The 16,152-nt window shown below is 70.2% G+C and carries 16 protein-coding genes; 11 read left to right on the forward strand and 5 right to left on the reverse strand.

Translation table 11 applies throughout. From position 1 onward, the window contains the following. Positions 1 to 2: 2 nt before the first annotated feature. Together tal and tkt are read right to left on the reverse strand one after the other, a co-directional pair. Positions 3 to 1,145: a transaldolase gene (gene tal, locus ACFZDL_RS12645; RefSeq protein ID WP_353593042.1), complete on the reverse strand. Its 1,143-nt coding sequence runs from the start codon at positions 1,143 to 1,145 to the stop codon at positions 3 to 5. Positions 1,146 to 1,189: 44 nt separating this feature from the next. Then, on the reverse strand, positions 1,190 to 3,268 hold the full coding sequence (tkt, locus tag ACFZDL_RS12650; RefSeq protein ID WP_353593043.1) for a transketolase: 2,079 nt from the start codon (positions 3,266 to 3,268) through the stop codon (positions 1,190 to 1,192). Positions 3,269 to 3,645: 377 nt separating this feature from the next. On the opposite strand from tkt, the gene ACFZDL_RS12655 reads away from it, so the two are divergent. The 3 genes from ACFZDL_RS12655 (at position 3,646) to ACFZDL_RS12665 (ending at position 6,349) form a co-directional block, all read left to right on the forward strand. Then, positions 3,646 to 4,503, forward strand: coding sequence for a heme o synthase (locus tag ACFZDL_RS12655; RefSeq protein WP_353593044.1), 858 nt, complete (start codon positions 3,646 to 3,648; stop codon positions 4,501 to 4,503). 24 nt (positions 4,504 to 4,527) lie between these two features. Continuing rightward, on the forward strand, positions 4,528 to 4,923 hold the full coding sequence (locus ACFZDL_RS12660) for a hypothetical protein (RefSeq protein WP_353593045.1): 396 nt from the start codon (positions 4,528 to 4,530) through the stop codon (positions 4,921 to 4,923). 247 nt (positions 4,924 to 5,170) lie between these two features. Beyond that, a complete protein-coding gene (locus ACFZDL_RS12665; protein WP_353593046.1) occupies positions 5,171 to 6,349 on the forward strand; it encodes an amidohydrolase in 1,179 nt (392 codons plus the stop codon). On the opposite strand, the gene ACFZDL_RS12670 is transcribed toward ACFZDL_RS12665, so the two are convergent. The 3 genes from ACFZDL_RS12670 to ACFZDL_RS12680 all read right to left on the reverse strand — a co-directional run bounded on the left by ACFZDL_RS12670 (position 6,313) and on the right by ACFZDL_RS12680 (position 9,129). Continuing rightward, complete coding sequence (locus tag ACFZDL_RS12670) at positions 6,313 to 7,302, reverse strand: COX15/CtaA family protein (RefSeq protein WP_353593047.1); 990 nt, start codon at positions 7,300 to 7,302, stop codon at positions 6,313 to 6,315. The two genes, ACFZDL_RS12665 and ACFZDL_RS12670, sit on opposite strands and share 37 nt — an antisense overlap. A 130-nt stretch (positions 7,303 to 7,432) precedes the next feature. After that, positions 7,433 to 8,206 carry an ABC transporter permease gene (locus ACFZDL_RS12675; protein WP_353593048.1) on the reverse strand — a complete coding sequence of 258 codons (774 nt, stop codon included), beginning with the start codon at positions 8,204 to 8,206 and terminating at the stop codon, positions 7,433 to 7,435. Next, complete coding sequence (locus tag ACFZDL_RS12680; protein ID WP_353593049.1) at positions 8,203 to 9,129, reverse strand: ABC transporter ATP-binding protein; 927 nt, start codon at positions 9,127 to 9,129, stop codon at positions 8,203 to 8,205. Before ACFZDL_RS12680 ends, ACFZDL_RS12675 begins: the two co-directional genes overlap by 4 nt. Positions 9,130 to 9,300: 171 nt before the next feature. On the opposite strand from ACFZDL_RS12680, the gene ACFZDL_RS12685 reads away from it, so the two are divergent. From ACFZDL_RS12685 to ACFZDL_RS12720, 8 genes are all read left to right on the forward strand, one after another. Next, positions 9,301 to 10,113, forward strand: a complete 813-nt coding sequence (locus ACFZDL_RS12685; RefSeq protein ID WP_391191029.1) for an ArsR family transcriptional regulator — start codon at positions 9,301 to 9,303, stop codon at positions 10,111 to 10,113. Next, positions 10,110 to 11,531 carry a Fe-S cluster assembly protein SufB gene (gene sufB / locus ACFZDL_RS12690; protein WP_353593050.1) on the forward strand — a complete coding sequence of 474 codons (1,422 nt, stop codon included), beginning with the start codon at positions 10,110 to 10,112 and terminating at the stop codon, positions 11,529 to 11,531. Before ACFZDL_RS12685 ends, sufB begins: the two co-directional genes overlap by 4 nt. Before the next feature lie 84 nt (positions 11,532 to 11,615). Next, entirely contained in the window at positions 11,616 to 12,785 is a 1,170-nt protein-coding gene (sufD, locus tag ACFZDL_RS12695; RefSeq protein ID WP_353593051.1) for a Fe-S cluster assembly protein SufD, read from the forward strand. Then, positions 12,782 to 13,105 carry a bifunctional 3-phenylpropionate/cinnamic acid dioxygenase ferredoxin subunit gene (locus ACFZDL_RS12700; protein WP_353593052.1) on the forward strand — a complete coding sequence of 108 codons (324 nt, stop codon included), beginning with the start codon at positions 12,782 to 12,784 and terminating at the stop codon, positions 13,103 to 13,105. The genes sufD and ACFZDL_RS12700 overlap by 4 nt, the downstream gene beginning before the upstream one ends. 7 nt (positions 13,106 to 13,112) lie before the next feature. After that, positions 13,113 to 13,880, forward strand: coding sequence for a Fe-S cluster assembly ATPase SufC (gene sufC, locus ACFZDL_RS12705; RefSeq protein WP_353593053.1), 768 nt, complete (start codon positions 13,113 to 13,115; stop codon positions 13,878 to 13,880). Between the two features lie 60 nt (positions 13,881 to 13,940). Further along, entirely contained in the window at positions 13,941 to 15,197 is a 1,257-nt protein-coding gene (locus tag ACFZDL_RS12710; protein ID WP_353593054.1) for a cysteine desulfurase, read from the forward strand. Positions 15,198 to 15,208: 11 nt separating this feature from the next. After that, positions 15,209 to 15,673 carry a Fe-S cluster assembly sulfur transfer protein SufU gene (gene sufU / locus ACFZDL_RS12715; RefSeq protein ID WP_353593055.1) on the forward strand — a complete coding sequence of 155 codons (465 nt, stop codon included), beginning with the start codon at positions 15,209 to 15,211 and terminating at the stop codon, positions 15,671 to 15,673. Then, a complete protein-coding gene (locus ACFZDL_RS12720) occupies positions 15,670 to 16,008 on the forward strand; it encodes a metal-sulfur cluster assembly factor (protein ID WP_311724918.1) in 339 nt (112 codons plus the stop codon). Before sufU ends, ACFZDL_RS12720 begins: the two co-directional genes overlap by 4 nt. Positions 16,009 to 16,152 lie beyond the last annotated feature (144 nt).

A 16,152-nucleotide genomic window follows, 5' to 3' on the forward strand; every position in this document is an offset into this window, starting at 1 on the left:
TCTCACGCCTCCGAAGGAGCGAGGCGGCCCAGCTCCGCCTCAGTGGACTTCAGCAGGTCGTTCCAGGACGCCTCGAACTTCTCGACGCCCTCGTCCTCGAGGAGCTGTACAACGTCATCGTACGAGATTCCGACCCCGGCGAGCGCGTCGAGATCGGCCTTGGCCTGCTCGTATGTACCGCGCACCGCGTCACCGGTGATCTGGCCGTGGTCGGCGACGGCCTCGAGCGTGGCCTCCGGCATGGTGTTGACCGTGCCCGGGGCGACCAGGTCGTCCACGTAGAGCGTGTCCTTGTAGGCCGGGTCCTTGACGCCGGTCGAGGCCCACAGCGGGCGCTGCTTGTTGGCGTTGGCCCGGTCCAGGGCGGCCCAGCGCTCCGACGGCGGCGTCGACTTGTCGTGGGAGCCGAACACCTCCTCGTACGCCTGGTAGGCGAGGCGGGCGTTGGCCAGGGCGGCCTTGCCGCGCAGCGCCTTGGCCTCGTCGGTGCCCAGCTTGTCGAGGCGCTTGTCGATCTCGGTGTCCACGCGGGACACGAAGAAGGACGCCACCGAGTGGATCTTCTGCAGGTCAAGACCCGCGGCCTTGGCCTTCTCCAGGCCGGCCAGGAAGGCGTCCATGACCTCGCGGTAGCGCTCAAGCGAGAAGATCAGCGTGACGTTGACGCTGATGCCGAGCCCGATCACCTCGGTGATCGCGGGCAGGCCCGCCCTGGTGGCCGGGATCTTGATGAAGGTGTTGGGCCGGTCCACCAGCCAGGCCAGCTGCTTGGCCTCGGCGATGGTGGCGGCCGTGTTGTGCGCCAGGCGCGGGTCCACCTCGATGGAGACCCGGCCGTCCTGGCCGCCGGTCGCGTCGTAGACCGGGCGCAGGATGTCGGCGGCGTCCCGGACGTCCGCGGTGGTGATCATCCGGACCGCTTCCTCGACGGTGACCTTGCGGGTCGCGAGGTCGGCCACCTGCTGCTGGTAGCCGTCACCGCCGGCGATCGCCTTCTGGAAGATCGACGGGTTGGTGGTCACGCCCACCACATGGCTCTCGTCGATCAGCTCGGCCAGGTTGCCGGATGTGATGCGCTTGCGCGAAAGGTCGTCGAGCCAGACCGCGACGCCTGCGTCGGCCAGCCGCTTGAGTGCGTCTGTCATCGGGATTGCATCTCCTACTCGTCGCTACAGGGTCGTATACGGCGTCAGTGCCCGGCGGTCTCAAGCGACTCGCGGGCGGCGGCGACGACGGCTTCCGAGGTCAGGCCGAACTCCCGGTAGAGCACCTTGTAGTCGGCGGAGGCGCCGAAGTGCTCGAGGGAGACGATGCGGCCGGCCTCGCCCACGAAGCGGTGCCAGGTCAGGCCGATGCCCGCCTCGACCGCCACCCGGGCCTTCACCGACGGCGGCAGCACGCTGTCCCGGTACGCCTGGTCCTGCTCCTCGAACCACTCGACCGAGGGCATCGAGACCACGCGGGTCGGGACCCCGGCGGCCTGCAGCTGCTCGCGCGCCTCGACGGCGAGCTGCACCTCGGACCCGGTGCCGATGAGGATCACCTGCGGGGTGCCGCCCTCGGCCTCGGCCAGGACGTAGCCGCCCTTGGCGGCGTCCTCGTTGACGTCGTACGTCGGCACGTTCTGCCGGGTCAGCGCGATGCCGTGGGGAGCCGGCTTGTCGCTGTGGCGGCGGGTGATCTCGCGCCAGACGATGGCGGTCTCGTTGGCGTCGGCAGGGCGGACGATGTTCAGGCCCGGGATGGCGCGCAGCGCGGACAGGTGCTCGACCGGCTGGTGGGTCGGGCCGTCCTCACCCAGGCCGATGGAGTCGTGCGTCCACACATAGGTGACGGGGAGCTTCATCAGGGCGGCGAGACGGACGGCGGGGCGCATGTAGTCGGAGAAGACCAGGAAGGTGCCGCCGTAGATACGGGTGTTGCCGTGCAGCGCGATGCCGTTCATGGTCGAGCCCATGGCGTGCTCGCGGATGCCGAAGTGCACCGTACGGCCGTACGGGTCGGCCTCGGGCAGCGGGTTGTCCTTCGGGAGGAAGGACGAGGACGCGTCGATGGTGGTGTTGTTCGAGCCCGCGAGGTCGGCGGAGCCGCCCCACAGCTCGGGGAGCACCCCGCCGAGCGCCTTGAGGACCTGGCCGGAGGCCTTGCGGGTGGCCACGTCCTTGCCCGGCTCGAAGACCGGGATCGCCTTGTCCCAGCCCTCGGGCAGCTCACCGGCGGTGATCCGGTCGAACTGGGCGGCGCGCTCGGGGTTGTTGTTCCGCCAGTCCTGGAGCTTCTTGTCCCAGGCGGCGCGGGCCTCGCGGCCGCGGTCGGCCAGGGAGCGGGAGTGGGCGATGACCGACTCCTCGACCTCGAAGTCCTTCTCGGGGTCGAAGCCCAGGACGCGCTTGGTGGCGGCGACCTCGTCGGCGCCGAGCGCCGAGCCGTGGGCGGCCTCGGTGTTCTGCGCGTTCGGCGCGGGCCAGGCGATGATGGTGCGGGCGGCGATGATCGAGGGGCGCTCGGTCTCGGCCTGCGCCGCCTTCAGCGCCGCGTACAGCGCGTGGACGTCGAAGTCGCCGTTCTCCGCCTGCTCGACGCGCTGGACGTGCCAGCCGTACGCCTCGTAGCGCTTGAGCACATCCTCGGAGAAGGCGGTCGCGGTGTCGCCCTCGATCGAGATGTGGTTGTCGTCGTAGAGCGCGACCAGATTGCCGAGCTTCTGGTGGCCGGCCAGCGAGGAGGCCTCAGCGGAGATGCCCTCCTCCAGGTCGCCGTCGGAGACGATCGCCCAGATGGTGTGGTCGAAGGGAGAGGTGCCCTCGGGCGCCTCCGGGTCGAACAGACCGCGCTCGTAGCGGGCGGCCATCGCCATGCCGACCGCGTTGGCGATGCCCTGGCCCAGCGGGCCGGTGGTGGTCTCGACGCCGACCGTGTGGCCGTGCTCCGGGTGGCCCGGGGTCAGCGAGCCCCAGGTGCGGAACGACTTCAGGTCCTCCAGCTCCAGACCGAACCCGCCCAGGTACAGCTGGACGTAGAGGGTCAGCGAGGTGTGCCCGGGGGAGAGGACGAACCGGTCGCGGCCCACCCATCCGGCGTCGGAGGGGTCGTGCCGCATCAGCTTCTGGAAGAGCAGGTATGCGGCGGGGGCCAGGCTCATGGCGGTGCCGGGGTGGCCGTTGCCGACCTTCTGCACTGCATCCGCGGCCAGGACGCGTGCTGTGTCCACGGCACGCTGGTCCACATCGGTCCACTCGAGGTCTGTGGTAGTCGGCTTCGTGCTCACCCTGAGTCAGGGCTCCTCTCCACAAAATGTCGATATCCCGGCGACGATGCGCACACCGGCGTTGTCGAGCCTACCCCTGGAAGAACGCTCATCTTTTCGAGCGAGTACCCGACATCCCGGGAACGAATGCCGGAGATGTGCCATTCCCCCGAGGGTCGTGAGCTCGGCGAACACGAGCCGACCCCGGCGGCGGGCGGCGTATCCGCAACGTCTAGAGTGGCGTGGTACGCGCAAGTCTTTACCGGCTCTTCATGTCCGGTGCTTGCTGGTTCTTGCTTCTACCAGGGGTGTGCGTGACGGCCGTCGATTCCCGTCCTGCGGGGGTGCTCGATACGAGCCGGAGCCACCGGCCGCTCGGTGCCCGCGTCAAGGCTTTCGTGGCACTGACCAAGCCGCGTGTCATCGAGCTGCTGCTGATGACGACGGTGCCGGTGATGTTCCTGGCCGCCGAGGGCGTCCCGGATCTATGGCTGGTGCTCGCCACCTGCGTCGGTGGCTATCTGTCGGCCGGCGGCGCGGGCGCGTTCAATATGTATTACGACCGCGACATCGACGCGCTCATGGACCGCACCTCGCACCGCCCACTGGTGACCGGGATGGTCTCGCCGGCCGAGTGCCTGGTCTTCGCCTTCGCGCTCGCGATCGGGTCGACGGCCTGGTTCTGGTTCCTGGTCAATCCGCTGTCCGCGATTTTGTCGCTCGGCGCGTTGGTTTTCTACGTCGTCGTCTACACGATGTGGCTCAAACGGCGTACCGCGCAGAACATCGTGTGGGGCGGCATCGCCGGCTGTATGCCGGTGTTCATCGGCTGGTCCGCCGTCACCAATACGGTCTCCTGGGCCGCGCTGATTCTGTTCCTCGTCATCTTCTTCTGGACGCCGCCGCACTACTGGCCCCTGTCCATGAAGGTGAAGGAGGACTACGCGCGCGTGGGCGTGCCGATGATGCCCGTGGTCGCGGGCAACAAGGCGGTCGCCCGGCAGATCGTCCTCTACAGCTGGGTCATGGTCATCGTCTCGCTGCTGCTCTGGCCGCTCGGTTATACCGGCTGGTTCTACCCCGCCGTGGCCGCGGTGCTGGGCGCGTTCTGGCTCAAGGAGGCGCACGGCCTCCAGGCGCGCGCCAAGGCCGGGATCACGGGGGCGAAGCTCAAGGAGATGCGGCTGTTCCACTGGTCCATCACCTATGCCTCGCTGCTGTTCGCCGCCGTCGCCGTGGACCCCTTCCTGCGCTGATTACCAGCCGGTAGCATCGGCCTTATGGGAGACACCACGCAGACGGCCCCGGAAGGCCCGTCGGACGAGTCCGCACCGGGCACGTCCGCGTCGAGCAAGTCCGCGTCGGCCAAGGCCGAGAAGCGGGCCAGGCGGCTCGCCCACCAGATGACGGCCTTCGCGCAGTCCCACGGCGGCAGCGCCGAGGGCCAGCTCGCCCACATCGGGCGCGGCACCGTCCGCGTCGCCCTGGTCGGCGCCAACGGCGACTGGGGCAACCTGGTCGCCCCCTCCTACGAGACCGCCCGCCGCGCCGCGGAGACCGCGGGGATCACCCTGCACGACGACTTCGACGGCGAACTCGCCGCGAAGGTCCGCACCGGCCCGTACGAGTGGACCCGTATGGCCGGTATCCAGCTCGGCGGCCCGAGCAACGCGTAGCCCGCGCCGCGGCGGCTCGCGCCCCCGGCCCGCCCCTCCCGGGGCGTGCGCCGGCGCGGGCCGCGTACCGCGCCCGGTGTGGGCGCGGCACCGTTCTTGTGGGCTGGGGCCGGGGAAGACCTCCGCGGTCCACAAGGGCTCGCACTCCACCTCCGACGGTGCGCCCTTGTCGGGCGAGGCCAAGGCGGGCCAGGCTCGGGGGCGGGCCCGGCGACACCTCATACCGTTTCGCCCGTTAAGCCCTTCGATGCCCGACGGCGAGGAGGCGGCGGTGATGGACGAGGCGACGGGCACTGCGGCCGACCCGGCCGCCTCGGACGTCCCGGAGGCCGCCCCGGAAACAGGACACAGACCCTCCGAGGCCGCTCGCCCCCTGGGATTGCCGCCGCTCATCGACCAGCACAGCCACGGCGCTCTCCACAGCGAGCTCGGCCTCGGCTCGTTCGAGGCCCATCTCGCCGCCGCCGTGGGCTCCGGCGCCGCCGCCCCGGCGGGCACCACCTTCTTCGACAGCTGGACCGGCCTGGCCGTACGCCGCTGGTGCCCCCCGCTCCTCGGCCTGGAGGCCCACTGCTCCCCCGTCCGCTATCTCGCCCGGCGCCGCGAGCTGGGCGCCTACCGCGCCGGGCGGCTGCTGTTGCGCGGCGCCGGCATCGGCGCCTTCCTGCTGGAGTCGGGGGCGCCGGGCGAGCTCACCTCGGCCGCCGAGCTGGCCGCGGCCGCGGACGGCCCGGTCCACGAGGTCATCCGGCTGGAGCCGCTGGCCGAGGAGGTCGCGCACACCTCGGGCTCGGCCGACTCGTTCATCGGCAACGCCGCGGAGGCCCTGTACGCCGCGGCCCAGCACGCGACCGCCTTCGCCGTGGGCCTCACCTTCTGCGACGAGACCCCGCCGGACCCCCGGGAGGTGCGGCGGGCGGCGGACCGCTGGCTCGGCGGGCGCACCCCGCGGGCCCGCCCCGCCGATCCGGCGCTCCTCCAGCATCTGCTGTGGAGCGCCGTCGCGACCGGCCTGCCCGTCCAGCTGCACTGCGCCGATCCCCAGCCGCTCGCGGGATTTCTGCGCGCCACCGCGGGCGCCGGGACCGACCTGGTGCTGCTGCCCGGCCGGCCGCACCACCGCCGCGCCGCCCAGCTGGCCGCCGCCTTCGCGCATGTGTACGCGGACGCGGGGCCCCAGCCGGGGGAGACCCTTGGCGAGGCGCCGTTCGGCAAGCTGCTGTTCTCGACCGGGGCGCGGGCGCTGCCCGAGCTGTATGTGACCGGCGCCCGGCTGTTCGTACGGTCCATGGCGCGGCTGGCGGCCGAATGGGTCGCCGACGGCGTCTGCACCCGGCCCGAGGCGCGGCGCATCGCCGCGCTCGTCGCGGCCGGGACCGCGCGCCGCGTCTACCGGCTGGACGCGGCGGGCTCGGCCACGGGCTGAGCGGCGGGTGCGGGGGTGGCGACCGGGGCGGGAAGCTCGGCCCGCTCGCGCTGGGAGAGCAGGATCCGCTGCACCGCGATCAGCACCAGGCAGGAGCCGAACATGTGGACGCCGACGACCACCTCGGGCAGGTGCGTGAAGTACTGGACGTAGCCGACCACGCCCTGCAGGAGCAGCACGACGAGGAATTCGACGACGGGGCGGCGCAGAGCGGCCGGCGCCTTCACCGCGCGCAGCGTGAACCACAGGGCGGCGCTCAGGCCCAGCACGATGTAGACGAAGTCCACGTGCAGCTGGGTGATCTCCTGCCAGTCCAGCGGGATGCGGTGCACCTTGCGGGCGTCGCCCGCGTGCGGCCCGGCGCCGCTGACCACGGTCCCGATGAGGATCAGCGCACCGGTCGCGCCGACCAGCAGCCAGGTCAGCTGGCGGATGGGGCGGGCGACCAGATCGCGGGGCTCGCCGTCGCCCTCGCGGGTGCGCTGCCAGGTGATCACGGTGACCACGAGCAGGGCGGTGGCCAGGAGGAAGTGCGAGCTGACGATGTACGGGTTGAGCCCGGTGAGCACCGTGATGCCGCCGACCACGGCATTGCCCATCACGAACCAGAACTGGGCCCAGCCGAGCCGGGTGAGCGAGCGGCGCACCGGGGTACGGGCGCGGGCCGCGATGATCAGCACGCCGACGACCGCGCACAGCACATACGTCAGCATGCGGTTGCCGAACTCGATGGCTCCGTTGATGCCCATCTCGTGGGTGGGCGTCAGGCTGTCCTTCGTACAGGTCGGCCAGGTCGGGCAGCCGAGCCCGGACTGGGTGAGCCGGACCGCGCCGCCCGTCACCACGATGACCACGGTCATCACCACGGCGACCAGCGCCGCGCGCTCCACGAAGCGCGCGGAGGGCTGCCAGCGGCGGGCGATCTGCTCAAGGGGGTTCAGCGAAGAGGGCACGCCGCCCATCGTAGGCGGGCGCTTGTGCAGCTTTTCACGAGGGGGGTGTGGGGGGAGTCGGCTCCCCCGTGAAGATGCAGTACGAGGGGGTCCCCGCGGACATGCAGTACGAGGCGGTACGGGGGTCCCACTACTCCCAGCGGAACCAGCGCGCCGCCGCCCCCAGCCCCAGCACCGCCCACACCGCCAGGATCCCCAGGTCCCTCCACGGCACCCCGGCCCCGTCCCGCAGCACGTCCCGCAGCCCGTCCGACAGGGCGGAGATCGGCAGCAGCTGCAGCACGCCGCGCACCGCGTCCGGGAACTTGTCCAGCGACACGATCACCCCGCCGCCGACGAGCAGCAGCAGGAAGACCAGGTTGGCCGCCGCGAGGGTCGCCTCGGCCTTCAGGGTGCCGGCCATCAGCAGGCCGAGGCCGGAGAACGCGGCCGTGCCGAGGAGCAGCAGCAGGGCGACGGTGAGCGGGTTGCCGTGCGGGGACCAGCCGAGAGCCAGGGCGATCACGGTCAGCAGCGCGACCTGCAGCACCTCGGTGACCAGCACCGAGCAGGTCTTGGCGGTCATCAGCGCCCAGCGCGGCAGCGGCGAGGCGCCGAGCCGCTTGAGGACGCCGTACCGCCGCTCGAAGCCGGTCGCGATGGCCTGGCCGGTGAAGGCCGTGGACAGCACGGCGAGCGCCAGGACACCGGGGGCCAGGAAGTCCACGGCCTTGCCGTCCGAGCCCGTGTCGACGATGTCGACGCTGCTGAACAGCACCAGCAGCAGGGACGGGATGATCACGGTCAGCAGCAGCTGCTCGCCGTTGCGCAGCAGCATCCGGGTCTCCAGGGTGGCCTGGGCGCGGATCATGCGGGGCAGCGGGGCGGCGCCCGGCTGCGGGGTGAAGGTTCCCGGGGCGGTCACGCGCGCAGCTCCTTGCCGGTCAGCTCGAGGAAGACGTCCTCCAGGGTGTGCCGCTCGACCGAGATCCGGTCCGGCAGGACGCCGTTCTGGGCGCACCAGGAGGTGACGGTGGCCAGCAGCTGCGGGTCGATCTTGCCGGTGACGCGGTACGAGCCGGGGGTCAGCTCGTCGGCCGTGGAGTCGGCGGGCAGCGCCTTGAGCAGCGAGGCCAGGTCGAGCGCGGGGCGGCCGCTGAAGCGCAGGGTGTTCTCGGCTCCGCCGCGGCACAGCTCCTCCGGGCTGCCCTGGGCGATCACCTTGCCGCCGTCGACGATCGCGACGTCGTCGGCGAGCTCTTCGGCCTCGTCCATGTAGTGCGTGGTCAGCACGACGGTCACGCCATCCCGGCGCAGGTCGCGGACGAGCTCCCAGGTGGCGCGCCGGGCCTGCGGGTCGAGACCGGCGGTGGGCTCGTCGAGGAAGACGAGTTCGGGGCGGCCGACGACGGCCATGGCGAGCGCCAGGCGCTGCTGCTGGCCGCCGGAGAGCCGCCGGTAGGTCGTGCGGCCGCAGGAGCCGAGGCCGAGCCGTTCCATGAGGTGGTCGACGTCGACGGGATGGGCGTGCAGGCCCGCGGTGTGGCGCAGCATCTCTTCTGCGCGCGCCCCGGAGTAAACCCCTCCGGACTGCAGCATCACGCCGATGCGCGGGCGCAGTGCGGCGGCCTGGGTGACGGGGTCGAGGCCGAGGACGCGCACCGTGCCGGCGTCGGGCCGGCGGTACCCCTCGCAGGTCTCGACGGTGGTGGTCTTGCCTGCCCCGTTGGGGCCGAGCACGGCGGTCACGGAGGAGCGCGCGATGGACAGGTCGAGCCCGTCCACGGCGGTCTTCGAGCCGTACCGCTTGACGAGGCCGACGATGTCGACCGCGGGCTCTTCTCGCATGCCCGGCAGTCTACGAATCGCCCGGGCGGGCCTGGAGGGCAGGGCGGGGCGGACCCTGTTTCCGCAGGCCGGCTCGGCATTCCGGTTAGGTGTGCCTTAGTGACGCACTCCACCGGACCACCGGGAGGACCCCGCTTGTACCTCCGCGGGGAATTACGCAACAATGGCGTTGTGAAATACGCGAGCGAAGCTCCGGCGGGACGCGCGGTCGAGGCGGCCGCGCGATCTGCCGTGCCCGTGCCCGCGCCCGACGAGCAGCACGGCACCCGCAACAAGGTCGCCCGCTCCATCCTCGACCACGGCCCGTCCACCGCGGCCGAGCTCGCCCTGCGGCTCGAGCTGACCCAGGCGGCCGTGCGCCGCCACCTCGACACCCTCGTCGCCGACGGCGTCGTCGAGCCCCGCGAGAAGAGGGTGTACGGGGCGCGGGGCCGCGGCCGCCCGGCCAAGGTCTTCGCGCTCACCGACTGCGGTCGCGACGCGTTCGACCAGGCGTATGACGAGCTGGCCATGGACGCCCTGCGCTGGATCGAGCAGAGCGCCGGCGGCGGCGAGGCGGGCCGGGCCGCGGTCGCCGCCTTCGCGCGCGCCAGGCTCGCCGCCCAGGCCGTGGCGTACCGCCAGGCCGTCGAGGCCGCGGAGCCCGAGAGTCGCGCCCAAGCCCTCGCCCGCGCACTGTCCGCGGACGGGTACGCTGCTACGGCGCGCAGCGCACCGGTCGGCGAACAGCTCTGCCAGCACCACTGCCCGGTCGCCCACGCGGCCGAGCGGTATCCGCAGCTGTGCGAGGCGGAGACCGAGGTCTTCTCCCAGCTCCTCGGGACTCATGTGCAGCGTCTGGCCACCATCGCCCATGGCGACGGGGTGTGCACGACCTACATCCCGGGGACCGGCAAGGCCGAGAAGGCGTCCCCCAGCAAGACCCCCAGCAAGACCAAGACCACCACAGCATCTGCCAGCACGGCCGGGAGGAACCCCGAATGACTCTCCCCACGGAGACTGCTCACCCCGAGCTCGAGGGGCTGGGCACTTACGAGTACGGCTGGGCCGACTCCGATGTGGCCGGTGCCTCGGCCAAGCGTGGCCTCTCCGAGGACGTCGTCCGCGACATCTCGGGGAAGAAGTCCGAGCCGGAGTGGATGCTGAAGCTCCGGCTGAAGGGCCTCAAGCTCTTCGAGAAGAAGCCCATGCCCACCTGGGGCTCGGACCTGACCGGCATCGACTTCGACAACATCAAGTACTTCGTGCGCTCGACGGAGCAGCAGGCCGCCTCCTGGGAAGAGCTGCCCGAGGACATCAAGAACACGTACGACAAGCTGGGCATCCCGGAGGCCGAGAAGCAGCGCCTCGTCGCGGGTGTCGCCGCGCAGTACGAGTCCGAGGTCGTCTACCACAAGATCCGTGAGGACCTCGAGGAGCAGGGTGTCATCTTCCTGGACACCGACACCGGCCTCAAGGAGCACCCGGAGCTCTTCAAGGAGTACTTCGGCTCGGTGATCCCGGCCGGCGACAACAAGTTCGCCTCGCTGAACACGGCGGTGTGGTCCGGCGGCTCGTTCATCTACGTGCCGAAGGGCGTGCACGTGGAGATCCCGCTGCAGGCCTACTTCCGGATCAACACGGAGAACATGGGCCAGTTCGAGCGGACGCTGATCATCGTCGACGAGGACGCGTACGTCCACTACGTCGAGGGCTGCACCGCGCCGATCTACAAGTCGGACTCGCTGCACTCCGCGGTGGTCGAGATCATCGTCAAGAAGGGCGCCCGCTGCCGCTACACGACCATCCAGAACTGGTCGAACAACGTGTACAACCTGGTCACCAAGCGCGCCGTGGCCTACGAGGGCGCGACCATGGAGTGGGTCGACGGCAACATCGGCTCCAAGGTGACCATGAAGTACCCGGCCGTCTACCTGATGGGCGAGCACGCCAAGGGCGAGACCCTGTCCATCGCCTTCGCGGGCGAGGGCCAGCACCAGGACGCCGGCGCCAAGATGGTCCACATGGCGCCCCGCACCTCGTCCAACATCGTCTCCAAGTCGGTGGCGCGCGGCGGCGGCCGCACCTCCTACCGCGGTCTGATCGAGATCGGCGAGGGCGCCGAGGGCTCCAAGTCCAATGTGCTGTGCGACGCGCTGCTGGTCGACACGATCTCGCGCTCGGACACCTACCCCTATGTGGACGTCCGTGAGGACGACGTGTCGATGGGCCACGAGGCGACCGTCTCCAAGGTCAGCGACGACCAGCTGTTCTACCTGATGAGCCGCGGCCTGTCCGAGGACGAGGCCATGGCGATGATCGTGCGCGGCTTCGTCGAGCCGATCGCGCGCGAGCTTCCCATGGAGTACGCGCTGGAGCTCAACCGGCTGATCGAGCTGCAGATGGAAGGCGCGGTCGGCTGACGCCGGCGCCTCCCCCGATACCCGCGGCGGCCGTCCCCAGGGAGGGCCGAGGTACGTCACCAGAAAGCGAGCTGTACAGCTGCCATGGCTGAAACCATTCCGGCCGGATCCACCACGGACGGTGCCATCCAGGTGGGCCAGCCCACCGATGCGAGGGTCGGCGCCATCGCGTCGTACGACGTGGCCGACTTCCCGGTGCCGCACGGCCGTGAGGAGGAGTGGCGGTTCACTCCTCTGGAGCGGCTGCGCGGTCTGCACGACGGCACCGCCGAGGCCACCGGCGGGCTGCGGGTCGAGGTGAGCGCCCCCGAGGGCGTCACCGTCGAGACCGTGGACCGCACGGACCCGCGCCTGGGCAAGGCCGGCAAGCCGGTCGACCGGATCGCGGCCCAGGCGTACAGCTCCTTCGAGAAGGCCTCGGTGGTCTCCGTCGCCAAGGAGACCGTGCTCACCGAGCCCGTGCGGATCTCCGTGCACGGAGAGGGCGGCACCGCCTACGGCCACCAGGTCGTGGAGGTCGGCGCCTTCGCCGAGGCCGTCGTGGTCATCGACCACACCGGAGACGCCACCCTCGCGGCCAATGTGGAGTTCCTGGTCGGAGACGGCGCCAAGCTCACCGTCGTCTCGATCCAGGACTGGGACGACACCGCCGTCCACGCCGCGCAGCACACCGCGCTGGTCGGCCGCGACGCCATGTTCAAGTCCGTGGTCGTCACCTTCGGCGGCGACGTGGTGCGCCTCCACCCGCGGGTCATCTACGGTGCCCCGGGCGGTGAGGCCGAGCTCTACGGCCTGTACTTCACCGACAACGGCCAGCACCAGGAGCACCGGCTCTTCATCGACCACGACACCCCGCACTGCCGCAGCAACGTGGCCTACAAGGGCGCGCTGCAGGGCAAGGACGCCCACGCGGTCTGGATCGGCGATGTGCTGATCCGCGCCGCCGCGGAGGGCACGGACACCTACGAGCTCAACCGCAACCTCGTCCTCACCGACGGCGCGCGCGTCGACTCGGTGCCCAACCTGGAGATCGAGACCGGCGAGATCGTCGGCGCCGGCCACGCCAGCGCGACCGGCCGCTTCGAGGACGAGCAGCTGTTCTACCTGATGGCGCGCGGCATCCCGGCCGACGAGGCCCGCCGTCTTGTCGTCCGCGGCTTCTTCGCCGAGCTCGTCCAGCAGATCGGCATCCCCGAGCTGGAGGAGCGTCTGATCGCCCAGATCGAGGCCGAGCTGGAGGCGTCCGTCGCATGAGCCAGACCTTCGTACGCGCCTGCTCGCTGAGCGAGCTGGAAGACGACACCCCCAAGCGGGTGGAGCTCGACGGCGTGCCCGTCTCGGTCGTGCGCACCGAGGGCGAGGTCTTCGCGATCAACGACATCTGCTCGCATGCGAACGTCTCGCTGTCCGAGGGCGAGGTGGAGGACTGTCAGATCGAGTGCTGGCTGCACGGCTCCAGCTTCGACCTGCGCACCGGCAAGCCGTCCGGCCTCCCCGCGACGCGCCCCGTCCCCGTATACCCCGTAAAGATCGAAGGGGACGACGTGCTCGTCTCCGTCACCCAGGAGTCCTGAGGCACCCATGGCAACGCTTGAGATCCACGACCTGCACGTCTCCGTCGAGGCCGAAGGCGGCCCCCGCGAGATCCTGCGCGGTGTCGACCTGACCGTGAAGCAGGGCGAGACCCACGCCATCATGGGCCCCAACGGCTCCGGCAAGTCCACGCTGGCGTACTCGCTCGCGGGCCACCCCAAGTACCAGGTCACCGGCGGCACGGTGACCCTGGACGGCGAGGACGTGCTGGCCATGTCCGTCGATGAGCGGGCCCGCGCGGGCGTCTTCCTCGCCATGCAGTACCCCGTGGAGGTCCCCGGGGTCTCCGTCTCCAACTTCCTGCGCACCTCGGCCACCGCCATCCGCGGCGAGGCGCCGAAGCTGCGCACCTGGGTGAAGGAGGTCAAGGAGGCCATGGAGCGCCTTTCGATCGACCCCTCCTTCGCCGAGCGGAACGTCAACGAGGGCTTCTCCGGCGGTGAGAAGAAGCGCCACGAGATCCTCCAGCTCGAGCTGTTGAAGCCCCGTATCGCGATCCTCGACGAGACGGACTCCGGTCTGGACGTCGACGCGCTGCGCGTGGTCTCCGAGGGCGTCAACCGCGTCCGTGAGACCGGCGAGGTCGGCACCCTGCTGATCACCCACTACACGCGCATCCTGCGGTACATCAAGCCCGACCACGTCCATGTCTTCGCGGCGGGCCGGATCGCCGAGTCCGGTGGCCCCGAGCTCGCGGACAAGCTGGAGGAAGAGGGCTACGAGGCCTATGTGAAGGGCGGCGCGACGAGTGAGTGACGACGACAGGGGCCGTTTCGACGGCGAGGGATTCGGCGGGGGATACGGAGGCGCAGGGACATGACACAGCTGCCGGGCCTCCTCGACACCGAGGCGATCCGCAAGGACTTCCCGATCCTGGACCGGCTGGTCCACGACGGCAGGAAGCTCGTGTACCTGGACAACGCGGCGACGTCACAGACGCCGCGTCAGGTGCTCGATGTGCTCAGCGAGTACTACGAGGTGCACAACGCGAACGTGCACCGCGGAGTGCATGTGCTCGCCGAGGAGGCCACGGCGCTGTACGAAGGCGCCCGGGACAAGGTGGCCGCCTTCATCAACGCGCCGAGCCGGGACGAGGTGATCTTCACCAAGAACGCCTCGGAGTCGCTCAACCTCGTCGCCAACATGCTGGGTTGGGCCGATGAGCCCTACCGCGTGGACAGCGACACCGAGATCGTCATCACGGAGATGGAGCACCACTCCAACATCGTCCCCTGGCAGCTGCTCGCGCAGCGCACGGGCGCGAAGCTGAAGTGGTTCGGCCTCACCGACGACGGCCGTCTCGACCTGTCGAACATCGAGGAGATCATCACCGAGAAGACCAAGGTCGTCTCGTTCGTGCTGGTCTCCAACATCCTGGGCACGGTCAACCCGGTCGAGGCGATCGTCCGCCGGGCGCAGCAGGTCGGCGCCCTCGTCGTCATCGACGCCTCGCAGGCCGCCCCGCACATGACGATGGACGTGCAGGCGCTGCAGGCCGACTTCGTGGCCTTCACCGGCCACAAGATGTGCGGCCCGACGGGCATCGGTGTGCTGTGGGGCCGTCAGGAGCTGCTGGAGGACCTGCCTCCGTTCCTCGGCGGCGGCGAGATGATCGAGACCGTCTCGATGCACTCGTCCACCTACGCCCCCGCGCCGCACAAGTTCGAGGCCGGTACGCCCCCGATCGCCCAGGCCGTCGGCCTCGGCGCGGCCGTGGACTATCTGACCTCGATCGGCATGGACAACATCGCCCGCCATGAGCACGTGGTCACCGAGTACGCGGTGCGCAGGCTCCTGGACGTCCCCGACCTGCGGATCATCGGCCCGACCACGGCCGAGGACCGCGGCGCCGCGATCTCCTTCACGCTCGGCGACATCCACCCCCACGATGTGGGTCAGGTGCTCGACGAGCAGGGCATCGCGGTCCGGGTCGGCCACCACTGCGCCCGGCCCGTCTGCCTCCGGTACGGAATTCCCGCGACCACGCGAGCGTCGTTCTATCTGTACTCCACCCCGGCCGAGGTCGACGCCTTGGTCGAGGGCCTGGAGCACGTTCGCAACTTCTTCGGGTAGGGGCGTGCCGCGTGAAGCTTGATTCGATGTACCAGGACGTGATCCTGGACCACTACAAGCACCCGCACGGGCGGGGTCTGAGGGACGGCGACGCAGAGGTACACCACGTCAATCCGACATGCGGGGACGAAATCACCCTGCGGGTGCGGCTCGACGGCGAGACCATTGAGGACGTCAGCTACGAGGGCCAGGGCTGTTCCATCAGCCAGGCCAGCGCGTCCGTGCTCAATGAGCTGCTGGTCGGCAAGGAGATCGCCGAGGCGCGCAAGATCCAGGAGACGTTTCTGGAGCTGATGCAGTCCAAGGGCAGGACCGAGCCGGACGACGCGATGGAGGAGGTGCTGGAGGACGCGGTCGCGTTCGCCGGCGTCTCCAAGTACCCGGCCCGGGTGAAGTGTGCCCTGCTGAGCTGGATGGCGTGGAAGGACGCGACCGCCCAGGCGCTGGGCGAGGGCGCCGAAGGGAAGATCGCATGAGTGACAACGTGGAAACGGCCGTCAAGCCGGCCAGTGAGGAAGAGGTCCGCGAGGCCCTGTACGACGTCGTGGACCCCGAGCTGGGCATCGACGTGGTCAATCTGGGCCTCGTCTACGGCATCCACATCGACGACGCCAACATCGCCACCCTCGACATGACGCTGACGTCGGCGGCCTGTCCGCTGACCGATGTCATCGAGGACCAGGCGAAGTCGGCCACCGAGGGCATCGTCAACGAGCTGCGGATCAACTGGGTCTGGATGCCCCCGTGGGGCCCCGACAAGATCACCGACGATGGCCGCGAGCAGCTTCGCGCCCTCGGCTTCAACGTCTGATCGCAGCTGAGCCGGCATCCGAGCCGCACGCCCGAAAGGCCCCCACGCATCCGCTTGGGTTCAAGGGGTCGTCGCAACACCACTTGGTTTCAGGTGGTGAGTAGATCACGTAGACGCTCGGCTGGGGTATCCCAGCCGAGCGTC

It is taken from the genome of Streptomyces sp. NPDC007917, from assembly GCF_042959105.1.
Classification (GTDB): domain Bacteria; phylum Actinomycetota; class Actinomycetes; order Streptomycetales; family Streptomycetaceae; genus Streptomyces.

Bases quoted from the DNA above. Each gene is read 5' to 3' on its own strand.
- tal (WP_353593042.1), bottom strand. From the start codon at position 1,145: ATGACAGACGCACTCAAGCGGCTGGCCGACGCAGGCGTCGCGGTCTGG.
- ACFZDL_RS12660 (WP_353593045.1), top strand. From the start codon at position 4,528: ATGGGAGACACCACGCAGACGGCCCCGGAAGGCCCGTCGGACGAGTCC.
- ACFZDL_RS12665 (WP_353593046.1), top strand. From the start codon at position 5,171: ATGCCCGACGGCGAGGAGGCGGCGGTGATGGACGAGGCGACGGGCACT.
- ACFZDL_RS12680 (WP_353593049.1), bottom strand. From the start codon at position 9,129: ATGCGAGAAGAGCCCGCGGTCGACATCGTCGGCCTCGTCAAGCGGTAC.
- sufB (WP_353593050.1), top strand. From the start codon at position 10,110: ATGACTCTCCCCACGGAGACTGCTCACCCCGAGCTCGAGGGGCTGGGC.
- sufD (WP_353593051.1), top strand. From the start codon at position 11,616: ATGGCTGAAACCATTCCGGCCGGATCCACCACGGACGGTGCCATCCAG.
- ACFZDL_RS12700 (WP_353593052.1), top strand. From the start codon at position 12,782: ATGAGCCAGACCTTCGTACGCGCCTGCTCGCTGAGCGAGCTGGAAGAC.
- sufC (WP_353593053.1), top strand. From the start codon at position 13,113: ATGGCAACGCTTGAGATCCACGACCTGCACGTCTCCGTCGAGGCCGAA.
- ACFZDL_RS12710 (WP_353593054.1), top strand. From the start codon at position 13,941: ATGACACAGCTGCCGGGCCTCCTCGACACCGAGGCGATCCGCAAGGAC.
- ACFZDL_RS12720 (WP_311724918.1), top strand. From the start codon at position 15,670: ATGAGTGACAACGTGGAAACGGCCGTCAAGCCGGCCAGTGAGGAAGAG.